The following is a 25,897-nucleotide window of genomic DNA, read 5'->3' as shown; positions in this document are numbered from 1 at the left end:
AAATAAGCCCTCGCTTTATGAGGGCTTATTTTATATTTACTTCCCAAACCTTTTGCGGTATCCACATTTCCTACAAAGTTCTTCAACCGCAACTCTTTTTGAAAATCCATCGACAATGTTTGTTGCTCTTTCACCTTCTATAATGTTAGAAAATGAATCATTATTAATATTTCCAAGGTTAATAATCCCTTCACCATCTAAACAACAAGGAATAACCGTCCCATTGGCTAAAATCCCTGCCTGATTACGAAGTCCATGACAGAATCCTTTCCCATCATCCTCTTCTTCATGTAATGCTGGCCACTGGAATTCATAGTCTTGATTAATAAAGACACGTTCTGCAATTTTTATACCTTTTCCTGGTGTAAGCTTCTCTTCAATCTGATAAGATAGATCAAATTCATTTTCAATTATGGATAATAACTCTCTATTTTTCTGGATTTCAGCATTTGTTTTATTATCCTGAGTTAAATTCCATAACCTTAACGATACAATTAAATCTGATTGACTTGTCGCTTCCCTAATGAAGGAAAGTATACTCCTTACATAGCCTTCTTTATCTTGCGAACCTGGGTGCCCATCAAAACTATGCAGTGAAAAATTCATTTGTCTTAACGCGGGCTTATTTAACAGTCTATGCCTTCTCTTATTAATTAACGTTCCGTTCGTTGTAATATTAACTTTAAACCCTTTTTCATGACTTAAGTCTAATAGTTGATCTATTTTCGGATGGAGCAATGGCTCACCCTTCACGTGCAAATAAATGTAGTCTGTGTGAGGTTTAATTTGGTCTAATCTTTTAGCAAAATCCTCTACAGAAATGAATTGCTTCTGCCTTTCCGTCGGCGGACAAAAGCTACACGCAAGATTACACACACTCGTAATCTCCAAGTAAAACTTCTTAAACTTCTTCACCTTTAATTCCTCACTTCTCTAACTACTTATACTTTTTCCTCTTCATATTACAGCATATTTTTATGGAAATAGAAACATACTTATTTTAGGAAATCTACATACCATCTAATAATATTTAAAAGACCATCGGTAATTTTTGTCCAATGGTCTTTTTATCCTTTTTATATGCAAAGAATAAATTTATTTATGATACGGTTCATCATAACTAACCTAAATAAGGTTATTTTTTATTATCTTTATAATTAAATTTAACAAAAAATGTAGTGCCTTCTGATCCTGTTTTAATTTCTATTTTTGCATTATGGCGGGCAGCAATGGCATAACATACACCTAACCCCAATCCAGTTCCATTATCTTTGGTCGTGTAAAATGGCGTACCCAGTTTTTCTAATACTTCAGGCCTAATACCTTTTCCTTGATCGCGCACTGCAAGCACCACACAATTTTGACCTTCCTTGTAGGTGCTAATGGTTAGAACTTTCCCTGTATTCATCGCTTCTAAGCCATTACGATATAGATTCATTAATAATTGCCGTATCTCATTACGATTTAAAAGTAATTCCGGAATGTCATTTGTATCGACTTGAATATACTTATTTTGATTGTGCGTATCAACCTTTATTAAAGGAATAATATCGCGGATAATTGAATTTAAATCTAACATCTGCAAATCCAATTTCCTTGTATTCCCCATTGAGAGAAATTCAGTAATAATAGAATTGGCACGGTTAAGTTCTTCAATCATTAAATGAAAGTACTTATTATGTTTCTCATAGGTATTCTCTTCTTTTAATAACTGCAAAAATCCTAGTACCGTTGTCATTGGATTTCTAATTTCATGGCTGATACCTGCTGCCATTTGCCCTATTAAATCAATGTTAGATAATCTTTTCAATTCCTGTTCATATTTCTTTTTTTCCGTTATGTTTTTAAAAATACAGCAAATACCATCATCATACGGGTATGCAATAACTTCGTGCCAATATTCATCTGCAGTAGAAAGAAATTCGAAATGAACTGTAGTTCGCTCTGACATTGCACGATGAAATTCCTTATACATAACTGTGTCGATGTCACTCGGGAAAACATCCCATATATTCTTTCCTAATACATCTTTTGCTGTTTTTCTTTGCGGAAAATATTGGTGCTTATTTACGTACGTAAATTCCCATTTATTATTTAAAGTAAAGAATCCATCCGTAATACATTCAATCACACTTGTAACTTTTTCATTAGCAGCAGCTAGCTCTCCCGTTCGCTCTTCCACTATACTTTCTAATTTATCCATATATAACAAATTTGAAAACGTAGGGGCTGTGGCATCAACGATAGATTTTGCTAGTTGAATTTGAGAATTATCATAATTGTGAGCTTTTCCTTCTTTGCCAACGACGATTACCCCTAATACTTCTCCCATTGAAACCAATGGAATCATCAATAAATCCTTACTATCTATATTTTTTGTTTGAATAACCTCTTGGATCTTGGCTTCATAGCTTTTCTCTGTCCAATCACAGCCCTTACTTAATTTCGTTGTTTTAATCGTTGTTTTGTCTAGCGGATCTAGAAGATGGGCAGTCATATTTTTACTTTCTAAAATCTGTTCTAAGTAAAAAAAGCATTTATCAAAACTCTCCTGTATCGAGGAACACATTGATAAATCACGGGTAACATTTAGTAACAGCTGCTTCTCAGCAATAAGGTTTTCCTTTTGTGTTAAATTATTTGCGTTTTGAATTGCGACCGCGGCCATATTTACATAAGCTTCAACACTTTGAATTTCTGAATCTGTTAAGTTCATCGGAATCCCATAATCAAATAAAAAAACCAGACCAAATAACTCTTGCCTAAATGAGATAGGCAGAGCTAATAAGGACTTAATTTTAAACGCATCAACTGGTCTCGGATCTGGTCGATGATCCTTTGAGGTATCAGGAATATAGATGGTTTTTTTCGTTTCAATAACTTCTTTTGCCAATAAATCTACTTCAGGATCAATTACCTGAGTATCGAGCGTTACGCCATTTATGGTCTCTGGTTTTCCTGCAAATCCTCTAAATGTTCCATCTTCCTGGGGTAAATAAATTCCAACAGCATCGCACCTAACAATCTCCTCTGATATCGCCATTGTCACACGCTGTAATACTTCACGTAGTTCTAATTTTGTATTTATTATTTTTGTTATATTCGCGAGCCTAGAATATCTCGTCTGATCACTTACCATTCACATAGCCTCCAGTTATAGGCATAATAAAATAAATATGATAATATCAGCGTCTTACCTTTGTTTTACATAGAATACCTTACTTATGGTAAGGTTCCCCACGATTAATCCGAAACGCTCTATACACTTGCTCAAGCAACACTAATCGCATCAATTGGTGTGGTAATGTCATCTTTGAAAAAGAAAGTGATTCGTTTGAACGCTTCATCACTTCTGAACTTAGTCCAAGTGATCCACCAATTACAAATGCCACTTTACTCTTTCCGTATGTAGCAAGGCGATCTAGACTTACCGCAAATTCTTCTGATGACTTTTGCTTTCCTTCTATAGCTAAAGCAATCACATGCGTGTCATCAGAAATTTTATCCAATATACGTATACCTTCTTTTTCCTTTACAATTAACATTTCTGCTTCACTTAAATTTTCTGGAGCCTTTTCATCAGGCAATTCAATTACTTCTACTTTTGCATATGCTGATAATCGTTTTAAGTATTCTGCTATACCTTGTTTTAAATATTTTTCTTTTAATTTCCCAATTGAAATAATCGAGATATTCACACGTATCCTCCACCTTACAAACATGTTATCCACAAAACTTATCCACATATCCACAAATACTACCCACATATTGTGTGGGAATCTGTGTTCGATACAACATATGTCGCCTCATTTTGACAAAATTCACATGTTTTTTTCTCTTTTTCTGAGTTATCCACATTGTTGATAACTGGCGCAACTTCACACTCATCCACAATAATATCTAATGCTAATTCAACATGTTCTAAACAACAAGGTAAATTCATTTTCTTCACCTCACTTTTCTACAATAGAAAACAGGAGGTAGGCCCTCCTGTTTTTAATACTTTTGAATGCCTAATTTCACTGTTGTTGTTACTCTTTTTGTACCACGATAAAACGTAAGAGTCATTTTATCATTAATTTCCTTATCATATAAGGCCGTGCGGAATCCAATAATATCACGAATCGGTTTTCCATCTACTGCCACAATAACATCATGTTCTCTTAAACCAGCATCCGCGCCTGGCGAAGGACTTTTCACATCCAAAATACAAACTCCTTCTGTTACAGTACCTGGCAAATGTAATGTTTTTGACCAATAATAGTTTGGAATTTCATTTAATGACCTAAGTTCAATCCCAACATACGGTCTTCTTACTTTCCCATACTTCTCAAGCTCATTCATAATCGGAACAGCCCTAGTCACCGGAATAGCAAGTCCGATTCCTTCTACTTCTTTTGCAGCAATTTTCATTGAATTAATACCAATTAATTGTCCTGCTGCATTTACAAGCGCACCGCCACTATTCCCCGGATTAATCGCCGCATCTGTTTGTAACACTTCTACTTGCCAATCATAATGTCCATCTTGATCTAAATCTACGGGGACAATACGTTCATTAGCTGAAATAATACCCTGCGTAACAGTTCCCGAAAATTGCAGTCCAAGTGGATTTCCAATCGCAATGACTGGCTCTCCTCTGCGAACAGTATTAGAATCGCCAATTTCAATTATTTTTTTCACATGCTTTGCATCTATTTCTAATACAGCTAAATCTGTGACTACATCGGTTCCTAATACTTTTCCAGGAACCTTCTTACCGTCACTTAGACTTACTTCAATACGATTCGCTCCAGCTACAACATGATTATTCGTTACAATATAAGCTTGACCATCTGTCTTTTTATAAATTACTCCTGATCCTGTACCAGCCTCTGAATCTGCCTCTGAAAAGTTATCTCGTTGAATGTTAATAACACCCACAACAGCTTCAGATGCACGATCAACAGCATCTACAAAGCTAATCTGTTTAATTCCTTGAGCTTCGGCCATCATATTACTTCCACTTGCTTCAGCTTGCGGAAGCGTATCAGCAGAATTTGAAAATAAAGGGGCTCCAAACGCAAATAAAGAAGCCCCTACAATTGTTCCCGCTATACTAGAAAGAACTATACCTTTATGCTTCTTTTTTCCTGCACGTTTCATACGATAATTTTCTTCATCAATAAAGGACATATTTGTTCACCCATCTTCCTGAAAACAACTATATTCATCTTTATTGTTTACTAAAATGAAGAATTATACGTATTGAATTTTTGTAGGCATTTTTGGATCTGTATCGTGAATTTCAAAGGATTCACCCACTCCAAATCCTTTTTCCTCTAGTACTTGTGATACTGACATACGGGCTAGTTCTTTCATGTTATTATCTAAGCTTAAATGGGCTAAATAAATATGCTTTGTCTCATCTGTAATTACATCTGCCATTGCTAATGCAGCATCCTCATTACAAACATGTCCAACGTCGCTTAAAATACGTCGTTTAATGCTCCATGGGTAACGTCCCATACGAAGCATTTCCACATCATGATTACTTTCAAATACGAAAGCATTAGCTCCCTTAATAACGCCCTTCATACGGTCGCTTACGTATCCCGTATCTGTAATAAGCGCTAATTTCCTATTATTATTATGGAAAGCATAAAACATCGGTTCTGCCGCATCATGAGAAACTCCAAATGATTCGACTTCAATATCACCAAATGTTTTCACATCCCCAACTGAGAAAATGAATTTTTGCTCAGTTGGGATATTTCCTATTAAATGTTCCATTGCATTCCATGTTTTCTCATTCGCATAAATGGGTAAATCATATTTTCGCGCCAATACACCTAACCCTTTAATATGATCACTATGCTCATGTGTTACAAGAATACCTGATACATCATTTATATTCAGTTCTGCTTGTTTAAATAAAGCCTCTGTCGCTTTACCACTTAAACCTGCATCGACTAGTAATTTTTTTTCATCGGTTCCTACGTATAGCATATTTCCTGTACTTCCACTTGCAAGTACGCTAAAATGCAACCCCATTATTTCTCACTCCAGTATGTTCATCAACCACTTGATTTTCCTTTTCCCCTAATTCCATAACTTGTCCTTCAATTGCATTCACAAAGAAGTCCTGCTTCTGCTCCGTTTTTAAATTCCATGTTGGAGCAAGTACTTGGTTATTAGAAGTAGATGCGGTAAGAGTGGCATAACCAATTTGCGCTTCTTTAACATGTGTATTTCCATGAATTTTATTTTTTAAATATAAATTTTCTAAAGCTGTTTGAGCCGTAATAATTTCTTGCTCTTTCGTTTTTTCACCTTCGCCCATTTCTTTTAAATCAGTTAGCATTGTCTGCGTATATGAAACAAGTTCATTTTTTTCATTTAATTCCACAACAATCATCGCCTGATTATTATAGAAAATAGGCTTATCTTTATATTTTTGGAAGAAATAAATTTTAGAGTCTTTCACCGCTCCAAATTCATACTTTTGTCCATCCAATACATAGTTCTTCAAAAATTCATTATACTTATCTTTTGATAATGATTTCGTATTTAAAAAAGGCTCTTTTAGCTTACTTTCTATCTTGTACATATTTTGTATATGCGCCGTTTGATTTTTCAAAGATTGTATATCATCTTCTTTAAAGGCTTTATTTTCCGCTCTAATAAATGACTCTTTTTTCGGTTCCTTAGGGATATTCCCTATAGTAATTTTGTTTGCTTTTAATTCTTGATCTATCTTTGTTTCTGCAATAAGCTCCAATTGATTACTATCTTGCTTTTGAATGAATTGAAAAATGAGAAAGAGGTCCAAAACAAAAAAGGTCACAATAAATATGGTTTTAATTCGATCCCAATCCATTTAGTCCTCCCTCACTCCACTCATAGATTTTCTGTTTACCCGTTTCACCTTCAACAAGCTTTACATACCAAATTGGTTGTAGTCGAACTACTTGACCATCTAGTGATAACTTGTATCCAATACCAATATCCTTAATTACTTGTTTCTTTATCTCTGGATTATTTTCTAGGGATGCTATTACAACATGCCCTGACGGAAGAGTAACCTTCTGTTCTATGCCTTTAGTATTTAAAGACAGCAACGGTCTTTCATATTCCATTACTTCTTCTGATCCCCATTTTTGTCTCAATTCAGCTAATCCATCTGTATTGAATACGGAATATCCATCTTCATGTAAGCGAAATACTGTCTCTCCTTTATTCATATAGTCCAAACGATATGAATCCAAACTTCCACTGTGACCACTTACGAATTCAAAGCTTTTTTGTAACAGCATTAAATTATCTATCGTTTTCTCAGTTAAGACAGAAGAGTTTTTATAATTTAGCATGTGACGATCGTTTTCAATTTCCATGGATCTAATACCATCTGTAAATGTTTCTTTCGATATCTCAGTAATCGGACTTAAATAACGAGGATCACTAAACAGAGCATTCTTAAACGTATCAACTGCTAAATTAGATGAAATATATGTTATATTGTTTAACTCTGTCGTTCCATCTGGTAAAAATAACTTTTTCATATCATTGATTTGATAATCAAAATAGGGCTTTGCTGATACTATAAATTGATTTTGAGCATTTACAATATCTTTTAAATACACACCACTTAATTTTGTCTCATATATTTTAAAGTTATCACCATCAGAAACAAAGTTAATTTTAATTTCTTGATCCTTACTCCTAGAAAGATCAAGGAGAATACGATTAAAATGTTTAGGCTTATCTGTACTTTTCTCTTTCATGTTAAACATGGATTTAACTGCATCAAATGGGATATCGGTAGGGAAAACAAGTTCAATTTTCCCTTCACCATGCACATAGGAAAGGAAATCCCCCTTAGTGATTGATATCTCTCTAAACTCATGTAGTTCCCCTACTTCCAAGGGCTTATAGATTGATTCTATATCTGCCTCTCTTCTGCTCCCATAATGATTTTTATCTTTATGCACGATGATAGAAGTAGGACGGACAACATCGGAAATTTTAGTTTGATTCGTTCCTTCATTCCCTTGTACAAATTTCGCATTTTGCATGGATGTAGAATCTGGCACATACGTCCATAGGTTAAAAGTAAGAAATAGACTAATTACAACTAGGTTAATTAAAACTATTGTTTTAAAGTTTTCCATACTCATTCCCAATCGTCCTCTTCATCCGCTGCCATTGGTAACGTGAAATAAATAGTTGTCCCTTTTCCTTCTTCACTCTTCGCCCAAATAGAGCCACCATGTGCCTCAATCATTTCTTTTGCAATTGCTAATCCAAGTCCCGTACCACCCATTTGTCTTGAGCGAGCTTTATCTACGCGATAAAAACGTTCAAAGATTTTATCAACGTTTTCTTTTGGAATACCCATTCCTTGGTCACTTACGCTAATTTCTAATAAATCACCACGATCACGTAAGCGATATGTTACTGTTCCACCTTCTGGTGAATACTTTAATGCGTTTGAAATAATGTTATACAGCACTTGAGTAATTTTGTCAGTATCCATATCAATAAATCTAGATTTCTTAGAGAAAGATCGTTTGAAACTTACATTTTGCTCTTTAGACATTTCAAAGCGATCAATAATATTATTAAAGAAATCAGTAAAGTCAACCCATTCTTTCATTAAACGGTGCTCTGTACTATCAAGTTTAGATAGCTGTAACAACGCATTTACAAGTCTAATCATTCTTTCTGTTTCTTCTTGTGTAACTGTTAAAAATTGCGGTGCGATATTCGGATCTTGCCACGCACCGTCCGTAAGTGCTTCTAAGTAACTGCGCATTGTTGTTAATGGCGTTCTTAATTCATGAGAAACGTTTGCCACAAACTCACGGCGTTCCCTTTCTATACGCTCCTGCTCAGTTACATCATATAATACGGCAATTAAACCATTTGCTTTCCCTGTTTCTTTTTGAATAACAGAGAAACTAGCACGTAAAATATATGGTTCGTTTCTCGTACTAAAATCTAATAAAACAGAATCTGGCTCTTCATATAAATGATCGAGCGTAAATTCTTCCTGTATCCCTAATACCTCTAAAACAGATTGATCGAGCGCTGTTTCACGAGAAACATTTAACATCTTTTCCGCAGGGTCGTTTAGTAAAATAATATCCCCTTTTCGGTCAGTAGCAATTACTCCATCTGTCATATGTGATAAAACAGATGATAATTTACGCCTTTCACTTTCTGTAGAAGAACGAGCTTGTTGTAATTTTTTTGATAAATTATTGAAGGATAATGCAAGTTGTCCAATTTCATCATGGCTATGCACTTTTACTTTTCTCGAATAATTTCCTTTTGCCATTTCAATTGCTTGTCTCCGCATATCTGAAATTGGTCTTGTAATTGTTTGAGCCAATAAAATTCCAAGTACGGCTGTTACTAATAAGGCAATTACTGTTCCCGTAGCAAAAATTTGATTTATATCCTTCATTTGTTTATATACATCTTCCATAGATGCAACGATGTATATAACACCAAGCGCATCCTTGCCATTATCATCTAGAATCGGAGTAAGCATAACTTGAACACGATGGCCTGTACTACCATCCTTCTCAATTTTCACTTCTGGCTTTTTTTGTACTAACACTCGCTGAACAGCTATATCAGTTGATGTTCTATTCACCTTATTCTGCTTTGACTCATCTGAAATAGCCAGTAACTTTCTATGCGAATCAAATACACTTACCTCTTGTATAACTTTCTTTTGATCAGAGGCAAATTTTCGAATAGAAGTTTTAATTGTTTCATCTGTTGACTCTGTTTCTGCTTTTGTATAACTTTTTTTAAACTCTTGTTTCAAGTTATATGATAATAAGTTTGTTTGCTGCGTTAAAGAATCCCTAAAACCTTGTACTAGGCTCTTCTCTAATTCCCTTACGAAATACACCCCAATAACTTGCATCGCTATTAATATTAATAGCATATATATAAGCACAAATTTCAAATGAATAGATTGAAAAAAACCAACTTTCTTCATATACTATTCCTGCTCTGGGTCACGCAAGTAATACCCTACTCCACGTCTAGTTACAATTAAAGTAGGATGGCTTGGATTATCTTCAATTTTTTCACGCAAACGACGTACTGTTACGTCTACTGTGCGCACATCTCCAAAATAGTCATAACCCCAAACTGTTTGTAATAAATGTTCGCGTGTCATAACTTGTCCTAAATGTTTCGCTAAATAATGTAGCAACTCAAATTCACGATGTGTAAGCTCGATATTTTCCTCGCGCTTCGTTACACTATATGCATTTGGATTAATAACAATTGGTCCAATAACCATTTCTGTGTTTTCTTCTTTTTCTGCAGCACCACCCTGTTGATGGCGGCGTAAATTCGCCTTCACACGAGCAAGTAATTCCCTCGTACTAAATGGCTTCGTTACATAATCATCGGCCCCAAGCTCAAGCCCTAATACTTTATCAATCTCAGAGTCCTTTGCTGTAAGCATAATAATCGGCATTTCTGAGCTTTTACGTATTTCACGGCAAACCTCTAAGCCATCTTTACCTGGTAGCATAATATCTAATAAAACCATATCTGGTTGTTCTTCATTAGCCTTTTCAATTGCTTCATCACCATCATGCGCCATTACTATTTCAAAACCTTCTTTTTCTAGGTTAAACTTCAAAATATCTGCAATCGGCTTTTCATCATCAACTACTAAAATTTTCTTTCCCATCATCGTCTATTTCCTCCTTATAAAAATATGGTCAATAATCCCTAAACATATTGATGTTTACATAGTATGTCCTATATGACCGCATCCTTTGTTTAAGTATTTTCTCCTCTATTCTCATAGACTCATGTATGATCCACTTTTACACGGAATCCTATACGATCTATAGAAAAACCTCTAGCTTCAACTGCTAGAGGCTCCTCGTTCTATTTTAAAATAACTACTCAGTTTTGTAAAATTACATAAATAAAAAGGATATTAAGTGGGCCCACTTAATATCCTGAGAGTGGCTCGGGACGGAATCGAACCGCCGACACGAGGATTTTCAGTCCTCTGCTCTACCGACTGAGCTACCGAGCCAAAACTATATATAAAACCACTAATGGTGGTATAAACAAAAGTGGCGGTCCCGACCGGGGTCGAACCGGCGATCTCCTGCGTGACAGGCAGGCATGTTAACCACTACACCACGGGACCAAAAATAAGCAAAAAAAAACATGACCCGTACGGGATTCGAACCCGTGTTACCGCCGTGAAAGGGCGGTGTCTTAACCACTTGACCAACGGGCCACGAAAAATAAAATGGTGAGCCATGAAGGATTCGAACCTTCGACCCTCTGATTAAAAGTCAGATGCTCTACCAACTGAGCTAATGGCTCATACTCACCAACGTCATATTTTCGTGACGACAAGATGTATCATAACATGTATTCTGTATTTTTCGCAACACTTTTTTTCATTTTTTTATAAAAGATAAGAAAAAACTCATGCGGACATGAGTTTTTTCTTAAAATATCAATTAAGCTTCGTATACATTACGAACAATATTTGTTTGGTTACGATCTGGTCCAACTGAGAACATAGATAATTGAATTCCTGTTAACTCAGAAACACGTTCTACGTATTTTCGTGCATTTTCAGGAAGCTCGTCTAATGATTTTACACCAGTAATATCTTCTGTCCAACCTGGAAGCTCTTCATATACAGGCTCACATTTCGCTAAAATGTTTAAGTTTGCTGGAACTTCATCAATAACTTCGCCATTGTATTTGTAAGCAACACAAATTTTAAGAGTTGGAATATCTGTTAGAACGTCGATAGAATTTAATGATAGATCCGTTAAACCACTAACACGACGTGCATGTCTTACAACAACGCTATCGAACCAACCTACGCGGCGTGGACGACCAGTTGTTGTTCCGTACTCACGACCAACTTCACGAATTTGATGACCAATTTCATCATTAAGTTCAGTAGGGAATGGACCGTCACCAACACGGCTTGTATATGCTTTACATACACCTACAACTCGAGCAACTTTCGCAGGGCCAACTCCAGTTCCAACTGTTACACCACCCGCAATCGGGTTAGAAGATGTAACGAATGGGTACGTACCGTGGTCAATATCAAGCATAACACCTTGTGCACCTTCAAATAATACACGGTGATTGTTATCTAGTGCATCATTTAATACAACAGATGTGTCGCATACATATTGTGCGATTTGTTGTCCATATTCGAAGTACTCTTCAAAGATTTCTTCTACGCTGAAACCTTCTGTATCGTACATTTTTTCAAACAAACGATTTTTCTCTACTAAATTGCGCTCGAGCTTCTCTTTAAATGCTTCACGGTCTAAAAGATCAGCCATACGGATACCAATACGAGCAGCTTTATCCATATATGCAGGACCGATACCTTTTTTCGTTGTACCGATTTTGTTATCACCTTTGCTAGCTTCTTCTAACTCATCTTGTTTTAAGTGATAAGGTAAAATAACGTGTGCACGGTTACTTACACGTAAATTATCAGTACTTACACCACGGTCGTGTAAGTATTTTAACTCTTCAAGTAATGCTTTCGGATCTACTACTAAGCCATTTCCGATTACACAAATTTTCTCTTTATAGAAAATACCAGATGGAATTAAGTGTAACTTATATTTAACTCCGCCGAAAACAATTGTATGTCCCGCGTTATTTCCACCTTGATATCTTGCAACTACTTCCGCATGCTCAGAAAGAAAATCAGTGATTTTACCTTTTCCTTCGTCGCCCCATTGTGTTCCTACAACTACTACTGAAGACATTATTAAAGCACCTCCGCAATTTTCAAACGATCTATTCAAACAATATAATTGTACCAAAACCGAAAAAGAAGTCAACCAAAAAGCGAACATTTTTTTATTAAAAATCATTTTCGTTCGTAAGAATTATATTTTCACCTTATGAAAGCCTTATCTTTATCCCATAAAAAAAGAAACACATCTTATTATAAGAAATGTGTTTCTTTTTTATACTGCCTTTATGCCCCATCTTCAAAGCGTCGTTCTAAATTGACGAATTTATTAAATTCTTTAACGAACGCAAGCTCTACTGAACCTACCGGACCATTACGTTGTTTTGCAATGATAATTTCAATCGTATTTTTATTTTCCGTTTCACGGTCATAGTAATCTTCACGATATAGGAAAGCTACAATATCAGCATCCTGCTCAATACTTCCAGATTCACGAATATCAGACATCATCGGGCGTTTATCCTGACGAGATTCTACACCACGAGATAACTGTGATAAGGCAATAACAGGCACTTGCAATTCACGTGCAATCCCTTTTAAAGTACGAGAAATCTCAGATACTTCCTGCTGACGGTTCTCACCTGATTTCCCACTTCCTTGAATAAGCTGTAAGTAGTCAATTAAAACCATGCCAAGACCTTGTTCTTGCTTTAGTCTACGACATTTTGCTCGAATCTCATTTACTTTAATTCCCGGTGTATCATCAATATATATACCGGCATTTGAAAGACTACCCATCGCCATTGTTAATTTCGCCCAATCATCAGAAGTTAATGACCCGGTACGAAGTCTTTGCGCATCGATATTTCCTTCTGCACAAAGCATACGCATAACAAGTTGATCGGAGCCCATCTCCAAACTAAAAATCGCTACATTTTCATCCGTTTTCGTCGCTACGTTTTGTGCGATATTTAATGAAAATGCAGTTTTCCCCACTGACGGACGTGCTGCTACGATGATTAAATCATTTCGCTGGAAACCTGCCGTCATCTTATCTAATTCAGTAAATCCAGTTGGTATCCCAGTAACTTCACCTTTTTGATTATGCAAAAGTTCAATTTTATCATAAGCATCTACAAGAACATCTTTAATATTTTGAAATGCTTTTGCATTTGTTTGATGGGATACTTCTAATATTTTTTTCTCGGCCTCATTTAAAAGGCCGTCCACGTCATCTTCTCTCTCATATCCATCCGAGACAATATGAGTCGCTGTTCGAATTAAACGACGTAAAAGTGCCTTTTCAGCGATGATACGTGCATAATATTCAACGTTAGCAGCTGTTGGAACAACTTCTGCTAACTCTGCTAAATAAGACACTCCACCAACTTCTTCTAGTAATCCTTGATCAGCCATCGCTGATGTCATTATTACTAAGTCGATCGGTTCTCCTTTATCAGATAACCCAAGCATGACCTCAAAAATCTTTTGATGTTTCGTTCGATAGAATGAATCAGGTACCAATAACTCCGATGCTGACGTTAACGCATCTTGATCAATTAATATGGCCCCTAAAACCGCCTGCTCGGCCTCTATATTATGCGGAGGGGTACGATCAGCAAGTACATCACTCATACGCAATCCTCCTTGCTTAATTTATTTTTATTGTTCACTAACATGAACTTTTACTGTCGCTGTTACTTGCGGATGCAATTTCACTGTTACATTTGTGTAGCCTAATGCACGAATTGCATCATCCATTTCAAATTTACGTTTATCAAGTTTAATTTTATGTGATTTTTGCATCGCATCTACGATTTGTTTGCTCGTAATAGAACCGAATAAACGGCCACCTTCTCCAGATTTCGCCTTTACTTCTACAGTTAATTTCTCTAATGTTTCTTTCAGCTCTTTTGCATTCTCAACTTCTGCTGCTGCATCTTTTTCTTCTTTACGCTTTTGAGCTTCTAAAGTTTTCATACTGCTATTTGTTGCTTCAGCAGCCAATCCTTGTTTTAGTAAGAAGTTATTTGCATAGCCATCTGGTACGTTTTTTACTTCTCCTTTTTTACCTTTACCTTTTACGTCTTTTAGAAAAATTACTTTCATGATTGTGTGCCTCCCTGTAAATAGTCATCAATAACAAATCGAAGCTTCTCCTCAGCTTCATCTACTGTAACATTTTTCATTTGTGTGGCTGCATTTGTCAAATGCCCGCCACCACCTAAGTTTTCCATAATTAGCTGCACATTCACTTCACCTAAAGACCTGCTGCTAATTCCAATGAGATTCTCGCCACGTTTCGCAACAACAAATGATGCAATAATTCCTGTCATTGTTAGTAACGTGTCAGCTGATTGCGCAATAAGCACTTGATCGTAGTAATCATCACTATCAACTTTAGCAATCGCAATTCCATTTTTATAAATGTACGCATTTTTTATAGCTTTTGCAACCCGTAAATACTGATCCATATCTTCCTTTAAAAGTTCTTGTACAAGTACAGTATCTGCACCATGTGAACGTAAATAAGAAGCAGCATCAAACGTACGAGCCCCCGTCCGGAATGTGAAACTTTTCGTGTCGACAATAATACCCGCTAACAATGCCGTTGCTTCTAACATTGTCATCTTTAAATTTTTCGGTTGATACTCAAGCAATTCTGTAACCAATTCTGCCGTTGAAGAAGCATATGGTTCCATGTAAACTAGCAATGGATCTTCAATAAAATCTTCTCCACGGCGATGATGATCAATAACTACTACATTTTCAATTTTATGTAACAGTTTTTGCTGCATCACCATAGAAGGTTTATGCGTATCGACAACAACAAGCAACGACTCATCATTTGCAAACTCCATCGCTTGCTCTGGAGTAATAAAATGAGACCATAACTCCTCATTTTGTTTCACTTTGTCCATCAAGCGCTTAATTCCTTTATCGGAATCATTTTCATCTAACACAATATATCCTTTACGCTCATTTAACTGAGCCACTTTTAAAATACCAATCGCAGCACCAATTGCGTCCATATCAGGAGCCCTATGCCCCATAATAATGACATTACTACTTTCTAATACTAAATCCTTTAACGCATGCGAAATGACCCTAGCACGTACACGGGTACGTTTTTCAACCGGATTTGTCTTACCTCCATAGAACTTAACTTTACCTGTCGCTTGTTTAATAGCTACTTGGTCTCCCCCACGCCCAAGCGCAAGGTCTAAACCAGATTGAGCCATTGCCCCAAGCTCTGATAAAGGTAAATCACCTGATCCGACACCTACACTTAATGTAAGTGGTATATTCCTTTTAGATGTTTCTTCACGCACCTGATCTAAAATACTAAATTTCCCTTTCTCCATCTGCGTCAGAATACTTTCATTTAACACAACGAAGAATCTTTCTGAAGATGCACGTTTTAAATACGCACCATACTTAAGTGCCCATTCATTTAGTCGCGATGTCACAAGACTTGTTATATTCGTACGTAATTGATCATCTAATCCTTGTGTAACTTCATCATAATTATCCAAATAAATGACAGCTAAAACAGTTCGTTGATCCTCGTACATCTTTTCGATTTCTGTTTGTTCCGTTACATCAAAGAAATAAATTAACTTTTCTTCTTTCCTTACAAAAACGCGAAACTTTCGATTATTTAAAGAGACTATATCATCAGAAGTTTCTCCTTTAATGAAAAGAAGTAATGTTTCTGATACATCGTAAAGGTGCCATCCAGCTAATGCATGCTGTCCCAGACATGAAGATAAATAAGGATTTGCCCAATCAATCCCATAATCCTTATTGTATAACAAAATACCAATCGGCATTTGGTTAAATGCTTCGTTACTTACTTTCTTTACCCTCGTAATCATATCTGTCGTATGCTTTTCGAAATTCCTTTGAAAATTAAGTTCAAATCGTATAACGATAAAGAATACGATACAAAAAATGACAAAAGCAGCTATCCCCATAATTAAATGAAAATAACAGAGAATTGAAATGAGAACAAATACAAAAAATGCCAATACATAAACAGGATATAAAAACCACTGTTTCTTATCAAATTCAGGCATGTATACAACTCCTATAAAGTAAAACTAACTCACCTTCCAGTTAGTTAAACAGATTAAAATAGTATAAGGAATATTACCCTATTCCCCTATTTTAGAACGCAATGAAATCCCTAAGTCAATTATACCTAAGATTGTCACAAGAGGAAACAGCATCGGAATAAACATGCATACAATAAAACTAATAATAGGAACCCCTTTAGTAAAACCTTTTCTATACGCTAAAAAGGAGATGAATGTCAGACCTTGCAGTACAAGCAATAGTGCAAATATGACATATAGGTTAGAAAATACCATATGTAAATATGATGTTGGTTCTACTTTTATAAAAGTTGCTAACAAAATAAATATAACGTAATACCAAACAATACTCTTTGGTAATTGTATATCTTTAAATTTAGGCCAAGGTATAATGTCATGTTTTAACTTTTTCAAAACACTACCTGATATTATCACTGTAATCCAAGAAAAACATACTGAAACTAGAACAAGTATACTTGGAAATAACGATTGTAATATATCGTTCATTTGTGTAAGTAACTCTTTTTGTTCCTTACTAATCGGCATACCTATAGCACTTACTATCTTTTCACTTTGCACCATACTTTCACTAAACATACTTTGCATTTGCTTCATTATATCTATGTTGAAAAACTTTATACTCGCAACATAAATAAGTACAAAACCAATTAAGTATGCAAGCGTCCCCGCTATTAAGATTTCCACTGGTTTTTTTCTTGTTTTATACATATATCCTAAAACAATCCCTATCAATCCAAACATAATGGTCTTCACTAAATTCATGGGTTGACTCACAATAATAGTAACAAAAAGTGCCGCTACAAAAACCACAAGCACATTAGATAGTTTATGTCTTATCGTTAATAGTATAAATGGTAACGGCAACGCAAAAGTTACAACAGTACCCAAAATCGGAACATACATAGATATAAGCAATAAAATTGCATATATAGCTAATAACGCTGCGCCTTCTGTAATAAACTTTGTTTGTTTCACATTTTAACCTCTCTTTCAAAAAAGAAAAGCATAGCAAAATGCACAGTAGAGTCCGACTCTACTGTGCATTTCATACGCTATTATTCACCAACATATGGTAAAAGTGCCATTTGACGAGCACGTTTAATTGCAACTGTAAGTTTGCGTTGGTATTTTGCGCTTGTCCCTGTTACACGACGAGGTAAAATTTTACCACGCTCAGAAACGAAACGTTTTAATAAATCAACATCTTTATAGTCAATGCGAGTGATGCCGTTAGCTGTGAAGAAACACACCTTACGACGTTTCGCACGTCCACCTTTGCGTCCTGCCATGTCTATTTCCCTCCATTCTTTGTTAAAACTAACAAATTTACTGTATTAGAACGGTAAATCGTCGTCGGAAATGTCGATCGGTTGACCTACATTTGAAAATGGATCGTCATTCTTCGTAAATCCAGAGTTACCTTGGTTACCTGAATTACTAGATTGACCAAATGGGTTAGAGCTTTGGTTACCGAAACCAGCTCCTGATGGTTGCTGATTGAATGAACCACGTTGCTCCCCACCGCCATTACGCGGCTCTAAAAATTGTACGCTTTCCGCAAGAACTTCTGTTACATATACACGTTTACCGTCTTGTCCATCGTAATTACGAGTTTGAAGACGTCCATCTACGCCTGCTAAGCTTCCTTTTTTCAAATAATTTGCTACGTTTTCTGCTTGTTTACGCCATATTACACAATTAATAAAGTCAGCTTCACGCTCACCTTGTTGATTCGCAAATGCGCGATTCACAGCTAACGTAAAAGTAGCTACTGCAACACCATTGGGCGTGTAACGTAAGTCAGGGTCCTTAGTTAAACGACCAACGAGGATAACACGATTCATCAATCGAACCACTCTCCCTTATATATCAATTATTTTTCTTCTTCTTTAACAACGATATGACGAAGGATGTCTTCGTTGATCTTAGCTAAACGGTCGAATTCGTTAATCGCTTCTGCGTTAGAGTTCACGTTTAAGATCATGTAGAAACCTTCACGTAAGTCGTTGATTTCGTAAGCTAAACGACGCTTACCCCACTCTTTCGTGTTAATGATTTCTGCACCATTGTTTGTTAAAACACCTGCAAAACGTTCAACTAAAGCTTTTTGAGCTTCTTCTTCAACGCCAGGACGAATGATGTACATAATTTCGTACTTTCTCATTACACTTTCACCTCCTTTTGGTCTAAACGGCCCATAATGGGCAAGGAGCAATTAATTTATAGTAATTACTCACGAGTTTAGATTATATCATAGTAAGTTATATGAATCAACTCACCAATACATAAAAAACTTGGCAAACATATAATATATTCGCCAAGCTCATATCTTTATTTTTCCTAGGAAATATTAAATTAAACGTTAAAACGGAAGTGCATAACATCTCCGTCTTTTACGATATACTCTTTTCCTTCTAAACGTACTTTTCCAGCTTCTTTTGCAGCTGTCATAGAACCGTTTGTCATTAAGTCATCGTAAGAAACTGTTTCTGCACGAATAAATCCACGCTCAAAGTCTGTATGGATAACGCCAGCACATTGTGGTGCCTTCATACCTTGTTTAAATGTCCAAGCACGTACTTCTTGAACGCCAGCTGTAAAGTAAGTAGCAAGTCCTAATAGGTCATATGCTGCACGAATTAATTGATCTAAACCAGACTCTTCAATACCTAATTCTTCAAGGAATACTTTTTTCTCTTCCTCGTCTAATTCAGCAATTTCTGATTCGATTTTTGCACATACAACGATTACTTGAGAATTTTCATTTTCTGCAAATTCTTTTACCATTTGTACGTATTTATTTTCTGAAGGATCGATAACATCGTCTTCACTTACGTTCGCTACGTATAACATTTCTTTTGTTGTAAGTAAATGAAGGCCTTTAACAATCTTCATTTGCTCTTCTGTAAATTCAACAGTACGAGCTGGTTTCCCCTCTTCAAAAGCTTCTTTTAAACGAACTAAAATTTCATGCTCATATACAGCTTCTTTATCTTTTTGTCTTGCTAATTTCGCAACACGCTCGATACGCTTATCAACAGACTCTAAGTCCGCTAAAATTAGCTCTAAGTTGATTGTTTCGATATCATCAATTGGATCTACTTTCCCTGAAACGTGCGTAATATTTTCGTCTTCAAAACAACGAACAACTTGACAAATTGCATCTACTTGACGAATGTGAGATAAGAATTTATTTCCTAAACCTTCACCTTTACTAGCACCTTTTACGATACCTGCAATATCAGTAAACTCGAATACAGTCGGAACAGTCTTTTTCGGTTCTACTAATTCCGTTAATTTATTTAAACGCTCATCTGGTACTTCTACAATTCCTACGTTTGGATCAATTGTACAGAATGGATAGTTCGCAGATTCTGCTCCTGCTTGTGTAATTGCATTAAATAAAGTGGACTTCCCTACGTTAGGTAATCCAACAATCCCAGCCGTTAATCCCATATTTTTCACTCCTATGTCTCAATCTTTCATCATTATAGATAGTAACGAAAAAAATGACAAGTTTCCGCCAAACGAAAAAAAGTAACAGTTACCTACTGTAACTGTTACTCTCCCTCTATTCTTCGTGCTTCACAAGTATTTTTTTCACCTTACGATCAAACTCTCTTCGAGTAATCATTACTGAATGGTCACATCCCTCGCACTTAATGCGGATATCCATTCCCATACGAATAATTTTCCAACGATTCTCGCCACATGGATGTGCTTTCTTCATTTCCACAACATCGTACAAGTTATATTCCTTTTGCTCCACTCTTCAAACTCCTCTCCATACTAAATTGCTTTTCCACTAACCAATTCTTCACGATTATATAAAACCATACGTGGATATGGAATTTCAATTCCATGTAAATCAAGACGATTTTTAATCTCTTTACGAAGTGCCCTTGCAATAACTGCATGTTGCATCGGCTCTACTTCAGCAATAACGCGTAATATAACTTCTGATGCAGCTAATGTTTGCACACCTAATAATTGAGGTGTTGTTACCATTTTTTCGTACTTTGAAGGTAACTCTACTAATAAATCTTCAATAACCTGCTCTGCTTTCGCAATATCAGCCTCATATGAAATAGATACATCAACAAAAGCTACACTATTACTAACTGAGTAGTTAGTAACTTGAATAATACTTCCGTTTGGTAAAGTATGAATTTCACCTGTCCAACTCTTTACTTTCGTTGTGCGGAGTCCAATTTCTAAAACGACTCCTTCAAATTGACCGATTTTAACATAATCGCCAACTGAAAACTGATCTTCTAGCAAAATAAATAAACCTGTAATAACGTCTTTCACTAAACTTTGAGCACCAAATCCGACTGCTAAACCAATTACCCCGGCCCCCGCTAATAAACCTGATGCATTAATATCAAACACACCTAAAATCGCAATTAGCATAATGAACATAACAACGTACGCTACAATATTTTCAAGTAATTTCGCTACTGTAACTGTACGACGTTCTGAAATTTGAATTGGAGAACGACTCCCCATACGAAACGCATTTCGTACAACCGCTCTTGCAATTCGCACAACAACTGCACCAATTATTAAAATAATACATATTTTTAATGTCGCAACTCCAATATGAGCCCAACGATCAGCATCTAATAAATACTGTTTCGTAGAATTAAACCACTTCGTTAATAAATCCATGTACCTCTACCTCTCTAGCTAAAATTTCTTTTTAGTTATCCTTATTATTGTATCAGAAGTCCTCTAATTGCTGAAAAAATTTTATGATTTTAATCCTATTTTATACCCGTCATTCAGGTATAAAATGGAACGAATATATATATACTAGTACTATTATTTCCGTTTTCATTCACATTTTGCAAAAATTACGCACTTATAGCTTTCCATTTTTCTCACCATATAACATATATTGAAAATTTATTAAAAGGATGGGTGCTTCATGAATATTGGAAGTTTTCGTTTACCATTTTTTGAGAAAGAAACTCAAAACGTTATGCACCAAGATCTAGAAGCCTCTGAGATAATCAGTAATTTCTTACTTACCCATATTCCTATTAAAACTAATATACCACTCATTCTCGTTTGTATCGGAACAGATCGTTCTACAGGTGACGCACTTGGCCCGTTAGTTGGTACAAAACTTGAACAAATAGACATCAAAAACCTCCAAGTATTCGGTACACTCGATGAGCCCGTACATGCGCTAAATCTAGAAGAAAAAATTCAGAATATACAGAAAGAATATCCTACTGCATTTATAATTGCTGTTGATGCATGTTTAGGAAAGTCCCAAAATATCGGGTCAATTACTACTGGAAAGGGACCTAGTAAACCTGGAGCTGCTATGAATAAGAAATTACCTGCAGTTGGTGATTTGCATATACACGGTATCGTCAATCTAAATGGGTTTATGGAGTTTTTCGTTCTTCAAAATACAAGATTAAGTTTAGTCATGAAAATGGCTGATGTAATCGCACAAAGTATAAAAGAGACAGATCAAAAATTATCCGCATTAAAAAAAGCAAACCATCTATAAATAATAAGATGGTTTGCTCTTTAATTTTTCTGTGATAATAGTTCTAAAATACGATTTAAATCTTCTTTATTAAAAAATTCAATTTCGATTTTACCTTTTTCTTTTTTCGTCTCTTTAATTTTCACATCTGTGCCAAACTTTTCTCTTAAGAACGTTTCACGTTCTACGAAAAATATATTTCGCTCTTTTTTCACTTTTTTTGTTTCACGTGAAACGTGTTGATTAATCTCTTGGACGATTTTCTCTAATTGACGAACATTTAATCCTTCTTTTTCAATGCGTTTCAATAAGGACTTCAATTGCTCTTCATCTTTTATCGTAAGTAAAGTTCTCCCATGAGCCATTGAAAGTTGACCATTTGCAATCATATCTTGGACGAACGAAGGGAGGCTTAATAACCGAGTATAATTTGCAATGTAAGGTCTGCTTTTGCCAAGACGTTTTGCTAATTGTTCTTGCGTTACATTTAGCTCATTCATTAACATCTGGTATGCCATTGCCTCTTCCATAGGATTTAAATCTTCTCGTTGTAAGTTTTCTAACAAAGCAAATTCCATCATTTGCTGTTCAGTTAATTGTCTTACAACCGCAGGTACTTTTTCTAAACCAGCCTCTTTTGCAGCACGAAATCGTCTTTCACCTGCAACGATTTCATATCCTTTAATACTCTTCCTAGCAATTAATGGTTGTAAAATACCGTGTTCCTTAATCGAAATTGCTAATTCCTGAATAGCCTCTTTATTAAAGTGTTTACGCGGTTGATATGGATTTGGCCTTAATTCAGTTACAAGAATCTCCTGGATTGTTTCCTCTTCTTTCACATCTAAATCAGGAAAAAACACATTAATTCCTCTTCCTAATCCTTTAGCCACCTGCAATCACTTCCTCTGCTAAATCTATATATACTTCTGCTCCTCTTGATTTAGCGTCATACTGCATAATAGGTTTCCCATGACTTGGAGCCTCGCTCAAGCGTACATTACGCGGAATAATCGAGCGATATACTTTATCCCTAAAATACTTTTTCACTTCATCTATAACTTGGATCCCTAAATTTGTACGGGCATCCAACATCGTTAACAATACGCCTTGAATTGCTAAATTTTTATTTAAATGTTTTTGTACAAGTCGAACTGTATTTAATAGCTGACTTAAGCCTTCTAGTGCGTAATATTCACACTGTACCGGAATAATAACCGAATCTGCTGCTGTTAATGCATTAATCGTTAATAACCCTAAAGACGGGGGACAGTCGATAATAATATAATCATATTCATCACGAACTGGCTGTAATGCTCTTTGCAAACGTACTTCCCGGGAAATAGTCGGTACCAATTCAATTTCAGCACCAGCCAATTGAATTGTAGCGGGTAGAACATCTAAGTTTTCAGTTGCGGTTTTCTGTATAACCCCTTGAACATCTGCATCTTCCACAAGAACATTGTAAATACATTGATCTAATTCAGATTTTTCAATCCCCACACCAGTCGTTGCATTTCCTTGAGCATCAATATCTACGAGAAGGACTTTTTTACCTACTTGTGCCAATCCAGCCCCTAAATTAACAGATGTTGTGGTTTTTCCAACACCGCCTTTTTGATTAGCAATAGCAATGATTTTTCCCATGATGTCACCTACTTTCAACCTTTCTATCTTATTCTAGTAACAATTACGTTTATTGTAACATGAAATAAAACTTTTTCTTTTACGTCCTTTATTAAACTTCAAAATTTATTTCTAAACTCCTTCTTCATTTAACAAGAAAATATAGTAAAAGAGACCTCTCCAATAGGATAAGGTCTCTAACACGTCATTATTATTTTTTCTTTGGAATTTTAATTGTAATTTGATAGTACTCATCAAATTCTTCTTCCTCAGAATTAACATTCAAACCACTTTCAGTAACCATTTGTAAAGATTGTCTAATTGTATTCATAGCAATCCTCGTATCTCGACTTACTGCTTTTTGCTTTGCCTTACGCTTCGGTTTTGCTTCCTCTAGTAACTTCGCAATTCGTTCTTCTGTTTGCTTTACATTCAGTTGTTTCTCCACAATTTCCTGTAAAACCTTCAGTTGTAATTCCTCATTTTTTAAAGGAATGAGAGCGCGGGCGTGACGTTCTGTAATGCTTTTTTCTAATAATGCACTTTTTATTTCTTCAGGCAACTTTAACAATCGCAACTTATTTGCGATTGTAGATTGTCCTTTTCCAAGTCGTTGTGCCAATGCTTCTTGTGTTAAATTATGTAACTCAATTAGCTTTTGATATGCCACAGCTTCCTCGATTGCCGTTAGTTCCTCACGTTGCAAGTTTTCAATTAAAGCTACAGAAGCTGTCTCTGTATCATTTAAGTTCTTTATAATTGCAGGAACCTTTTCCCACCCTAACTTTGTTGCTGCACGAAAACGTCTTTCTCCAGCAATAATCTCGTACTTGTCATCCTCATATTGCCTTACAACAATCGGCTGAATAAGTCCATGTGTACGAATCGTTAATGCTAGCTCATCAATACGCGCATCATCAAAAACTGTTCTTGGTTGATAACGGTTAGGGGTAATATTTACTATCGGAATTTCTTGTATTTCTTCATATACCTTTTTATCTATCTCTTCATGGCTTTCGTCTTGTAATTCGAATTCGCTCTCTTTATCTCCAAAGCCAAATAAACGAGAAAACGTATTTTTCATACATATTCCACCACCTTTTAGGCCTATTGACTATTCTCCATAAAATGTTTCCTATGAAACATTTACGTTTTCATTTATATAATTTAATCTTACGTCTAATAAGATTTATTTTTCAATAGGTAATTTATTGGGTGTTCCCGGTTTGCGTGGATATTTCTTTGGTGTCTTGCGCTTTTTCTCGATTAATAAAATATTACGTTCACTCTCTTCAAACGGTAATTGGAACGTAGACATCTCTTTTAATTCTCCGCCTAGCACCTCTAAAGCATACTTGCCATTTTCAATTTCCTCGTTTGCTGCTGCACCTTTCATTGCAATGAATGTTCCTCCAACTTTTACAAGTGGTAAACATAGCTCACTTAATACAGAAAGACGCGCAACTGCACGTGCCATTACAATATCGTATGATTCACGTACACCTTCTTTTTTCCCAAATGTTTCAGCACGATCGTGACAAAATGCAACGTCACTTAATTCTAACTTTTGTGCTAAGTGATTTAAGAAATTAATACGTTTTTGCAATGAATCTACAATCGTTACTTTTAAGTGCGGGAAACAGATTTTCAAAGGAATACTTGGGAATCCAGCCCCTGCACCAACATCGCAAATTGAGAATGGTTTTGAAAAATCATAATAAAAAGCAGCTGTAATGGAATCAAAAAAGTGTTTTAAATATACTTCTTCTTTTTCTGTAATAGCCGTTAAATTCATTTTTTCATTCCACTCTACTAATGTTTCAAAGTAGATTTTGAACTGCTCTAACTGTCTAGAAGAGAGGGTGATTCCCTTCTCTTCTAGCATAGATTGAAATTGTTCTATGTTCATCTAGCAATATCTCCTTACTA

At 35.7% G+C, this 25,897-nt stretch carries 26 protein-coding genes and 4 tRNA genes; 1 reads left to right on the top strand and 29 read right to left on the bottom strand.

Annotated elements, in window-relative coordinates; translation table 11 throughout:
* Positions 1 to 36: 36 nt before the first annotated feature.
* From MR170_RS16335 to MR170_RS16215, 25 genes are all read right to left on the bottom strand, one after another.
* Positions 37 to 915, bottom strand: a complete 879-nt coding sequence (locus MR170_RS16335) for a radical SAM/SPASM domain-containing protein (RefSeq protein WP_000713633.1) — start codon at positions 913 to 915, stop codon at positions 37 to 39.
* 220 nt (positions 916 to 1,135) lie between these two features.
* Positions 1,136 to 3,139, bottom strand: a complete 2,004-nt coding sequence (locus MR170_RS16330) for a GAF domain-containing sensor histidine kinase (RefSeq protein ID WP_242308644.1) — start codon at positions 3,137 to 3,139, stop codon at positions 1,136 to 1,138.
* Between the two features lie 79 nt (positions 3,140 to 3,218).
* Complete coding sequence (gene rlmH / locus MR170_RS16325) at positions 3,219 to 3,698, bottom strand: 23S rRNA (pseudouridine(1915)-N(3))-methyltransferase RlmH (RefSeq protein ID WP_001027003.1); 480 nt, start codon at positions 3,696 to 3,698, stop codon at positions 3,219 to 3,221.
* 59 nt (positions 3,699 to 3,757) lie between these two features.
* Positions 3,758 to 3,943, bottom strand: coding sequence for a CxxH/CxxC protein (locus MR170_RS16320; RefSeq protein ID WP_001052827.1), 186 nt, complete (start codon positions 3,941 to 3,943; stop codon positions 3,758 to 3,760).
* Positions 3,944 to 3,996: 53 nt separating this feature from the next.
* Entirely contained in the window at positions 3,997 to 5,175 is a 1,179-nt protein-coding gene (locus MR170_RS16315; protein WP_016079550.1) for a S1C family serine protease, read from the bottom strand.
* Between the two features lie 63 nt (positions 5,176 to 5,238).
* Positions 5,239 to 6,033: an MBL fold metallo-hydrolase gene (locus MR170_RS16310; protein WP_016079549.1), complete on the bottom strand. Its 795-nt coding sequence runs from the start codon at positions 6,031 to 6,033 to the stop codon at positions 5,239 to 5,241.
* The gene (locus MR170_RS16305; RefSeq protein WP_016079548.1) at positions 6,017 to 6,859 is read right to left on the bottom strand and encodes a two-component system regulatory protein YycI; all 843 of its coding nucleotides are present in this window, start codon (positions 6,857 to 6,859) and stop codon (positions 6,017 to 6,019) included. Before MR170_RS16305 ends, MR170_RS16310 begins: the two co-directional genes overlap by 17 nt.
* A complete protein-coding gene (locus tag MR170_RS16300) occupies positions 6,840 to 8,156 on the bottom strand; it encodes a YycH family regulatory protein (RefSeq protein ID WP_242308642.1) in 1,317 nt (438 codons plus the stop codon). The genes MR170_RS16305 and MR170_RS16300 overlap by 20 nt, the downstream gene beginning before the upstream one ends.
* On the bottom strand, positions 8,153 to 9,994 hold the full coding sequence (walK, locus tag MR170_RS16295; RefSeq protein WP_000755367.1) for a cell wall metabolism sensor histidine kinase WalK: 1,842 nt from the start codon (positions 9,992 to 9,994) through the stop codon (positions 8,153 to 8,155). Before walK ends, MR170_RS16300 begins: the two co-directional genes overlap by 4 nt.
* A 3-nt stretch (positions 9,995 to 9,997) precedes the next feature.
* The gene (walR, locus tag MR170_RS16290) at positions 9,998 to 10,705 is read right to left on the bottom strand and encodes a cell wall metabolism DNA-binding response regulator WalR (RefSeq protein WP_000971865.1); all 708 of its coding nucleotides are present in this window, start codon (positions 10,703 to 10,705) and stop codon (positions 9,998 to 10,000) included.
* A gap of 281 nt (positions 10,706 to 10,986) precedes the next feature.
* Positions 10,987 to 11,059: transfer RNA gene (locus tag MR170_RS16285), tRNA-Phe, on the bottom strand.
* A 41-nt stretch (positions 11,060 to 11,100) separates the two neighbouring features.
* A tRNA-Asp gene (locus MR170_RS16280) sits at positions 11,101 to 11,176 on the bottom strand.
* A 21-nt stretch (positions 11,177 to 11,197) separates the two neighbouring features.
* Positions 11,198 to 11,269 (bottom strand) — tRNA-Glu (locus MR170_RS16275).
* A 13-nt stretch (positions 11,270 to 11,282) separates the two neighbouring features.
* Positions 11,283 to 11,358: transfer RNA gene (locus tag MR170_RS16270), tRNA-Lys, on the bottom strand.
* A gap of 140 nt (positions 11,359 to 11,498) precedes the next feature.
* Entirely contained in the window at positions 11,499 to 12,788 is a 1,290-nt protein-coding gene (locus MR170_RS16265) for an adenylosuccinate synthase (protein WP_242308640.1), read from the bottom strand.
* Between the two features lie 215 nt (positions 12,789 to 13,003).
* Positions 13,004 to 14,353 (bottom strand): replicative DNA helicase, encoded by a 1,350-nt coding sequence (gene dnaB, locus MR170_RS16260; RefSeq protein ID WP_001286147.1) that lies wholly within the window; start codon positions 14,351 to 14,353, stop codon positions 13,004 to 13,006.
* Positions 14,354 to 14,380: 27 nt separating this feature from the next.
* Entirely contained in the window at positions 14,381 to 14,827 is a 447-nt protein-coding gene (gene rplI / locus MR170_RS16255; protein ID WP_000864237.1) for a 50S ribosomal protein L9, read from the bottom strand.
* Entirely contained in the window at positions 14,824 to 16,797 is a 1,974-nt protein-coding gene (locus MR170_RS16250; protein WP_016079546.1) for a DHH family phosphoesterase, read from the bottom strand. The genes rplI and MR170_RS16250 overlap by 4 nt, the downstream gene beginning before the upstream one ends.
* A gap of 78 nt (positions 16,798 to 16,875) precedes the next feature.
* The gene (locus tag MR170_RS16245; RefSeq protein ID WP_016079545.1) at positions 16,876 to 17,811 is read right to left on the bottom strand and encodes a YybS family protein; all 936 of its coding nucleotides are present in this window, start codon (positions 17,809 to 17,811) and stop codon (positions 16,876 to 16,878) included.
* Between the two features lie 80 nt (positions 17,812 to 17,891).
* Positions 17,892 to 18,125: a 30S ribosomal protein S18 gene (rpsR, locus tag MR170_RS16240; RefSeq protein WP_000918873.1), complete on the bottom strand. Its 234-nt coding sequence runs from the start codon at positions 18,123 to 18,125 to the stop codon at positions 17,892 to 17,894.
* A 45-nt stretch (positions 18,126 to 18,170) separates the two neighbouring features.
* Positions 18,171 to 18,683 carry a single-stranded DNA-binding protein gene (gene ssb, locus MR170_RS16235; protein WP_016093691.1) on the bottom strand — a complete coding sequence of 171 codons (513 nt, stop codon included), beginning with the start codon at positions 18,681 to 18,683 and terminating at the stop codon, positions 18,171 to 18,173.
* Between the two features lie 26 nt (positions 18,684 to 18,709).
* On the bottom strand, positions 18,710 to 19,000 hold the full coding sequence (gene rpsF, locus MR170_RS16230; RefSeq protein ID WP_001233781.1) for a 30S ribosomal protein S6: 291 nt from the start codon (positions 18,998 to 19,000) through the stop codon (positions 18,710 to 18,712).
* A 191-nt stretch (positions 19,001 to 19,191) separates the two neighbouring features.
* Entirely contained in the window at positions 19,192 to 20,292 is a 1,101-nt protein-coding gene (ychF, locus tag MR170_RS16225) for a redox-regulated ATPase YchF (RefSeq protein ID WP_000524670.1), read from the bottom strand.
* A 115-nt stretch (positions 20,293 to 20,407) separates the two neighbouring features.
* On the bottom strand, positions 20,408 to 20,605 hold the full coding sequence (locus MR170_RS16220) for a DUF951 domain-containing protein (protein ID WP_000435486.1): 198 nt from the start codon (positions 20,603 to 20,605) through the stop codon (positions 20,408 to 20,410).
* A 20-nt stretch (positions 20,606 to 20,625) separates the two neighbouring features.
* Positions 20,626 to 21,507, bottom strand: a complete 882-nt coding sequence (locus tag MR170_RS16215) for a mechanosensitive ion channel family protein (RefSeq protein ID WP_000365111.1) — start codon at positions 21,505 to 21,507, stop codon at positions 20,626 to 20,628.
* Positions 21,508 to 21,766: 259 nt separating this feature from the next.
* Here MR170_RS16215 and yyaC point away from each other — a divergent pair, with 259 nt between their 5' ends.
* Positions 21,767 to 22,363 carry a spore protease YyaC gene (gene yyaC, locus MR170_RS16210; protein ID WP_016079544.1) on the top strand — a complete coding sequence of 199 codons (597 nt, stop codon included), beginning with the start codon at positions 21,767 to 21,769 and terminating at the stop codon, positions 22,361 to 22,363.
* A gap of 20 nt (positions 22,364 to 22,383) precedes the next feature.
* Here yyaC and spo0J read toward each other — a convergent pair whose 3' ends face one another.
* The 4 genes from spo0J to rsmG form a co-directional block, all read right to left on the bottom strand.
* The gene (gene spo0J / locus MR170_RS16205; RefSeq protein WP_080117058.1) at positions 22,384 to 23,235 is read right to left on the bottom strand and encodes a stage 0 sporulation protein Spo0J; all 852 of its coding nucleotides are present in this window, start codon (positions 23,233 to 23,235) and stop codon (positions 22,384 to 22,386) included.
* Positions 23,228 to 23,989, bottom strand: coding sequence for a sporulation initiation inhibitor protein Soj (gene soj, locus MR170_RS16200; protein ID WP_000516114.1), 762 nt, complete (start codon positions 23,987 to 23,989; stop codon positions 23,228 to 23,230). The genes spo0J and soj overlap by 8 nt, the downstream gene beginning before the upstream one ends.
* 190 nt (positions 23,990 to 24,179) lie before the next feature.
* The gene (gene noc / locus MR170_RS16195) at positions 24,180 to 25,052 is read right to left on the bottom strand and encodes a nucleoid occlusion protein (protein ID WP_000799016.1); all 873 of its coding nucleotides are present in this window, start codon (positions 25,050 to 25,052) and stop codon (positions 24,180 to 24,182) included.
* 105 nt (positions 25,053 to 25,157) lie between these two features.
* Positions 25,158 to 25,877 carry a 16S rRNA (guanine(527)-N(7))-methyltransferase RsmG gene (gene rsmG / locus MR170_RS16190; RefSeq protein WP_001019628.1) on the bottom strand — a complete coding sequence of 240 codons (720 nt, stop codon included), beginning with the start codon at positions 25,875 to 25,877 and terminating at the stop codon, positions 25,158 to 25,160.
* Between the last annotated feature and the right edge of the window lie 20 nt (positions 25,878 to 25,897).

Source organism: Bacillus cereus group sp. BfR-BA-01524 (assembly GCF_022662595.1).
Taxonomy (GTDB): domain Bacteria; phylum Bacillota; class Bacilli; order Bacillales; family Bacillaceae_G; genus Bacillus_A; species Bacillus_A thuringiensis_S.
The sequence above is the reverse complement of the archived record's forward strand: the minus strand, read 5'-3'. Positions and strand labels throughout refer to the sequence as shown.

What these genes read in the sequence shown, in the direction of transcription:
- soj (WP_000516114.1), bottom strand. Translation starts at nt 23,989, where the DNA reads ATGGGAAAAATCATTGCTATTGCTAATCAAAAAGGCGGTGTTGGAAAA.
- MR170_RS16315 (WP_016079550.1), bottom strand. Translation starts at nt 5,175, where the DNA reads ATGTCCTTTATTGATGAAGAAAATTATCGTATGAAACGTGCAGGAAAA.
- yyaC (WP_016079544.1), top strand. Translation starts at nt 21,767, where the DNA reads ATGAATATTGGAAGTTTTCGTTTACCATTTTTTGAGAAAGAAACTCAA.
- MR170_RS16310 (WP_016079549.1), bottom strand. Translation starts at nt 6,033, where the DNA reads ATGGGGTTGCATTTTAGCGTACTTGCAAGTGGAAGTACAGGAAATATG.
- dnaB (WP_001286147.1), bottom strand. Translation starts at nt 14,353, where the DNA reads ATGAGTGATGTACTTGCTGATCGTACCCCTCCGCATAATATAGAGGCC.
- walK (WP_000755367.1), bottom strand. Translation starts at nt 9,994, where the DNA reads ATGAAGAAAGTTGGTTTTTTTCAATCTATTCATTTGAAATTTGTGCTT.
- MR170_RS16320 (WP_001052827.1), bottom strand. Translation starts at nt 3,943, where the DNA reads ATGAATTTACCTTGTTGTTTAGAACATGTTGAATTAGCATTAGATATT.
- MR170_RS16265 (WP_242308640.1), bottom strand. Translation starts at nt 12,788, where the DNA reads ATGTCTTCAGTAGTAGTTGTAGGAACACAATGGGGCGACGAAGGAAAA.
- ychF (WP_000524670.1), bottom strand. Translation starts at nt 20,292, where the DNA reads ATGGGATTAACGGCTGGGATTGTTGGATTACCTAACGTAGGGAAGTCC.
- rpsF (WP_001233781.1), bottom strand. Translation starts at nt 19,000, where the DNA reads ATGAGAAAGTACGAAATTATGTACATCATTCGTCCTGGCGTTGAAGAA.
- rpsR (WP_000918873.1), bottom strand. Translation starts at nt 18,125, where the DNA reads ATGGCAGGACGCAAAGGTGGACGTGCGAAACGTCGTAAGGTGTGTTTC.
- MR170_RS16330 (WP_242308644.1), bottom strand. Translation starts at nt 3,139, where the DNA reads ATGGTAAGTGATCAGACGAGATATTCTAGGCTCGCGAATATAACAAAA.
- walR (WP_000971865.1), bottom strand. Translation starts at nt 10,705, where the DNA reads ATGATGGGAAAGAAAATTTTAGTAGTTGATGATGAAAAGCCGATTGCA.
- MR170_RS16305 (WP_016079548.1), bottom strand. Translation starts at nt 6,859, where the DNA reads ATGGATTGGGATCGAATTAAAACCATATTTATTGTGACCTTTTTTGTT.
- rplI (WP_000864237.1), bottom strand. Translation starts at nt 14,827, where the DNA reads ATGAAAGTAATTTTTCTAAAAGACGTAAAAGGTAAAGGTAAAAAAGGA.
- MR170_RS16215 (WP_000365111.1), bottom strand. Translation starts at nt 21,507, where the DNA reads ATGGATTTATTAACGAAGTGGTTTAATTCTACGAAACAGTATTTATTA.
- MR170_RS16300 (WP_242308642.1), bottom strand. Translation starts at nt 8,156, where the DNA reads ATGAGTATGGAAAACTTTAAAACAATAGTTTTAATTAACCTAGTTGTA.
- noc (WP_000799016.1), bottom strand. Translation starts at nt 25,052, where the DNA reads ATGAAAAATACGTTTTCTCGTTTATTTGGCTTTGGAGATAAAGAGAGC.
- rsmG (WP_001019628.1), bottom strand. Translation starts at nt 25,877, where the DNA reads ATGAACATAGAACAATTTCAATCTATGCTAGAAGAGAAGGGAATCACC.
- MR170_RS16250 (WP_016079546.1), bottom strand. Translation starts at nt 16,797, where the DNA reads ATGCCTGAATTTGATAAGAAACAGTGGTTTTTATATCCTGTTTATGTA.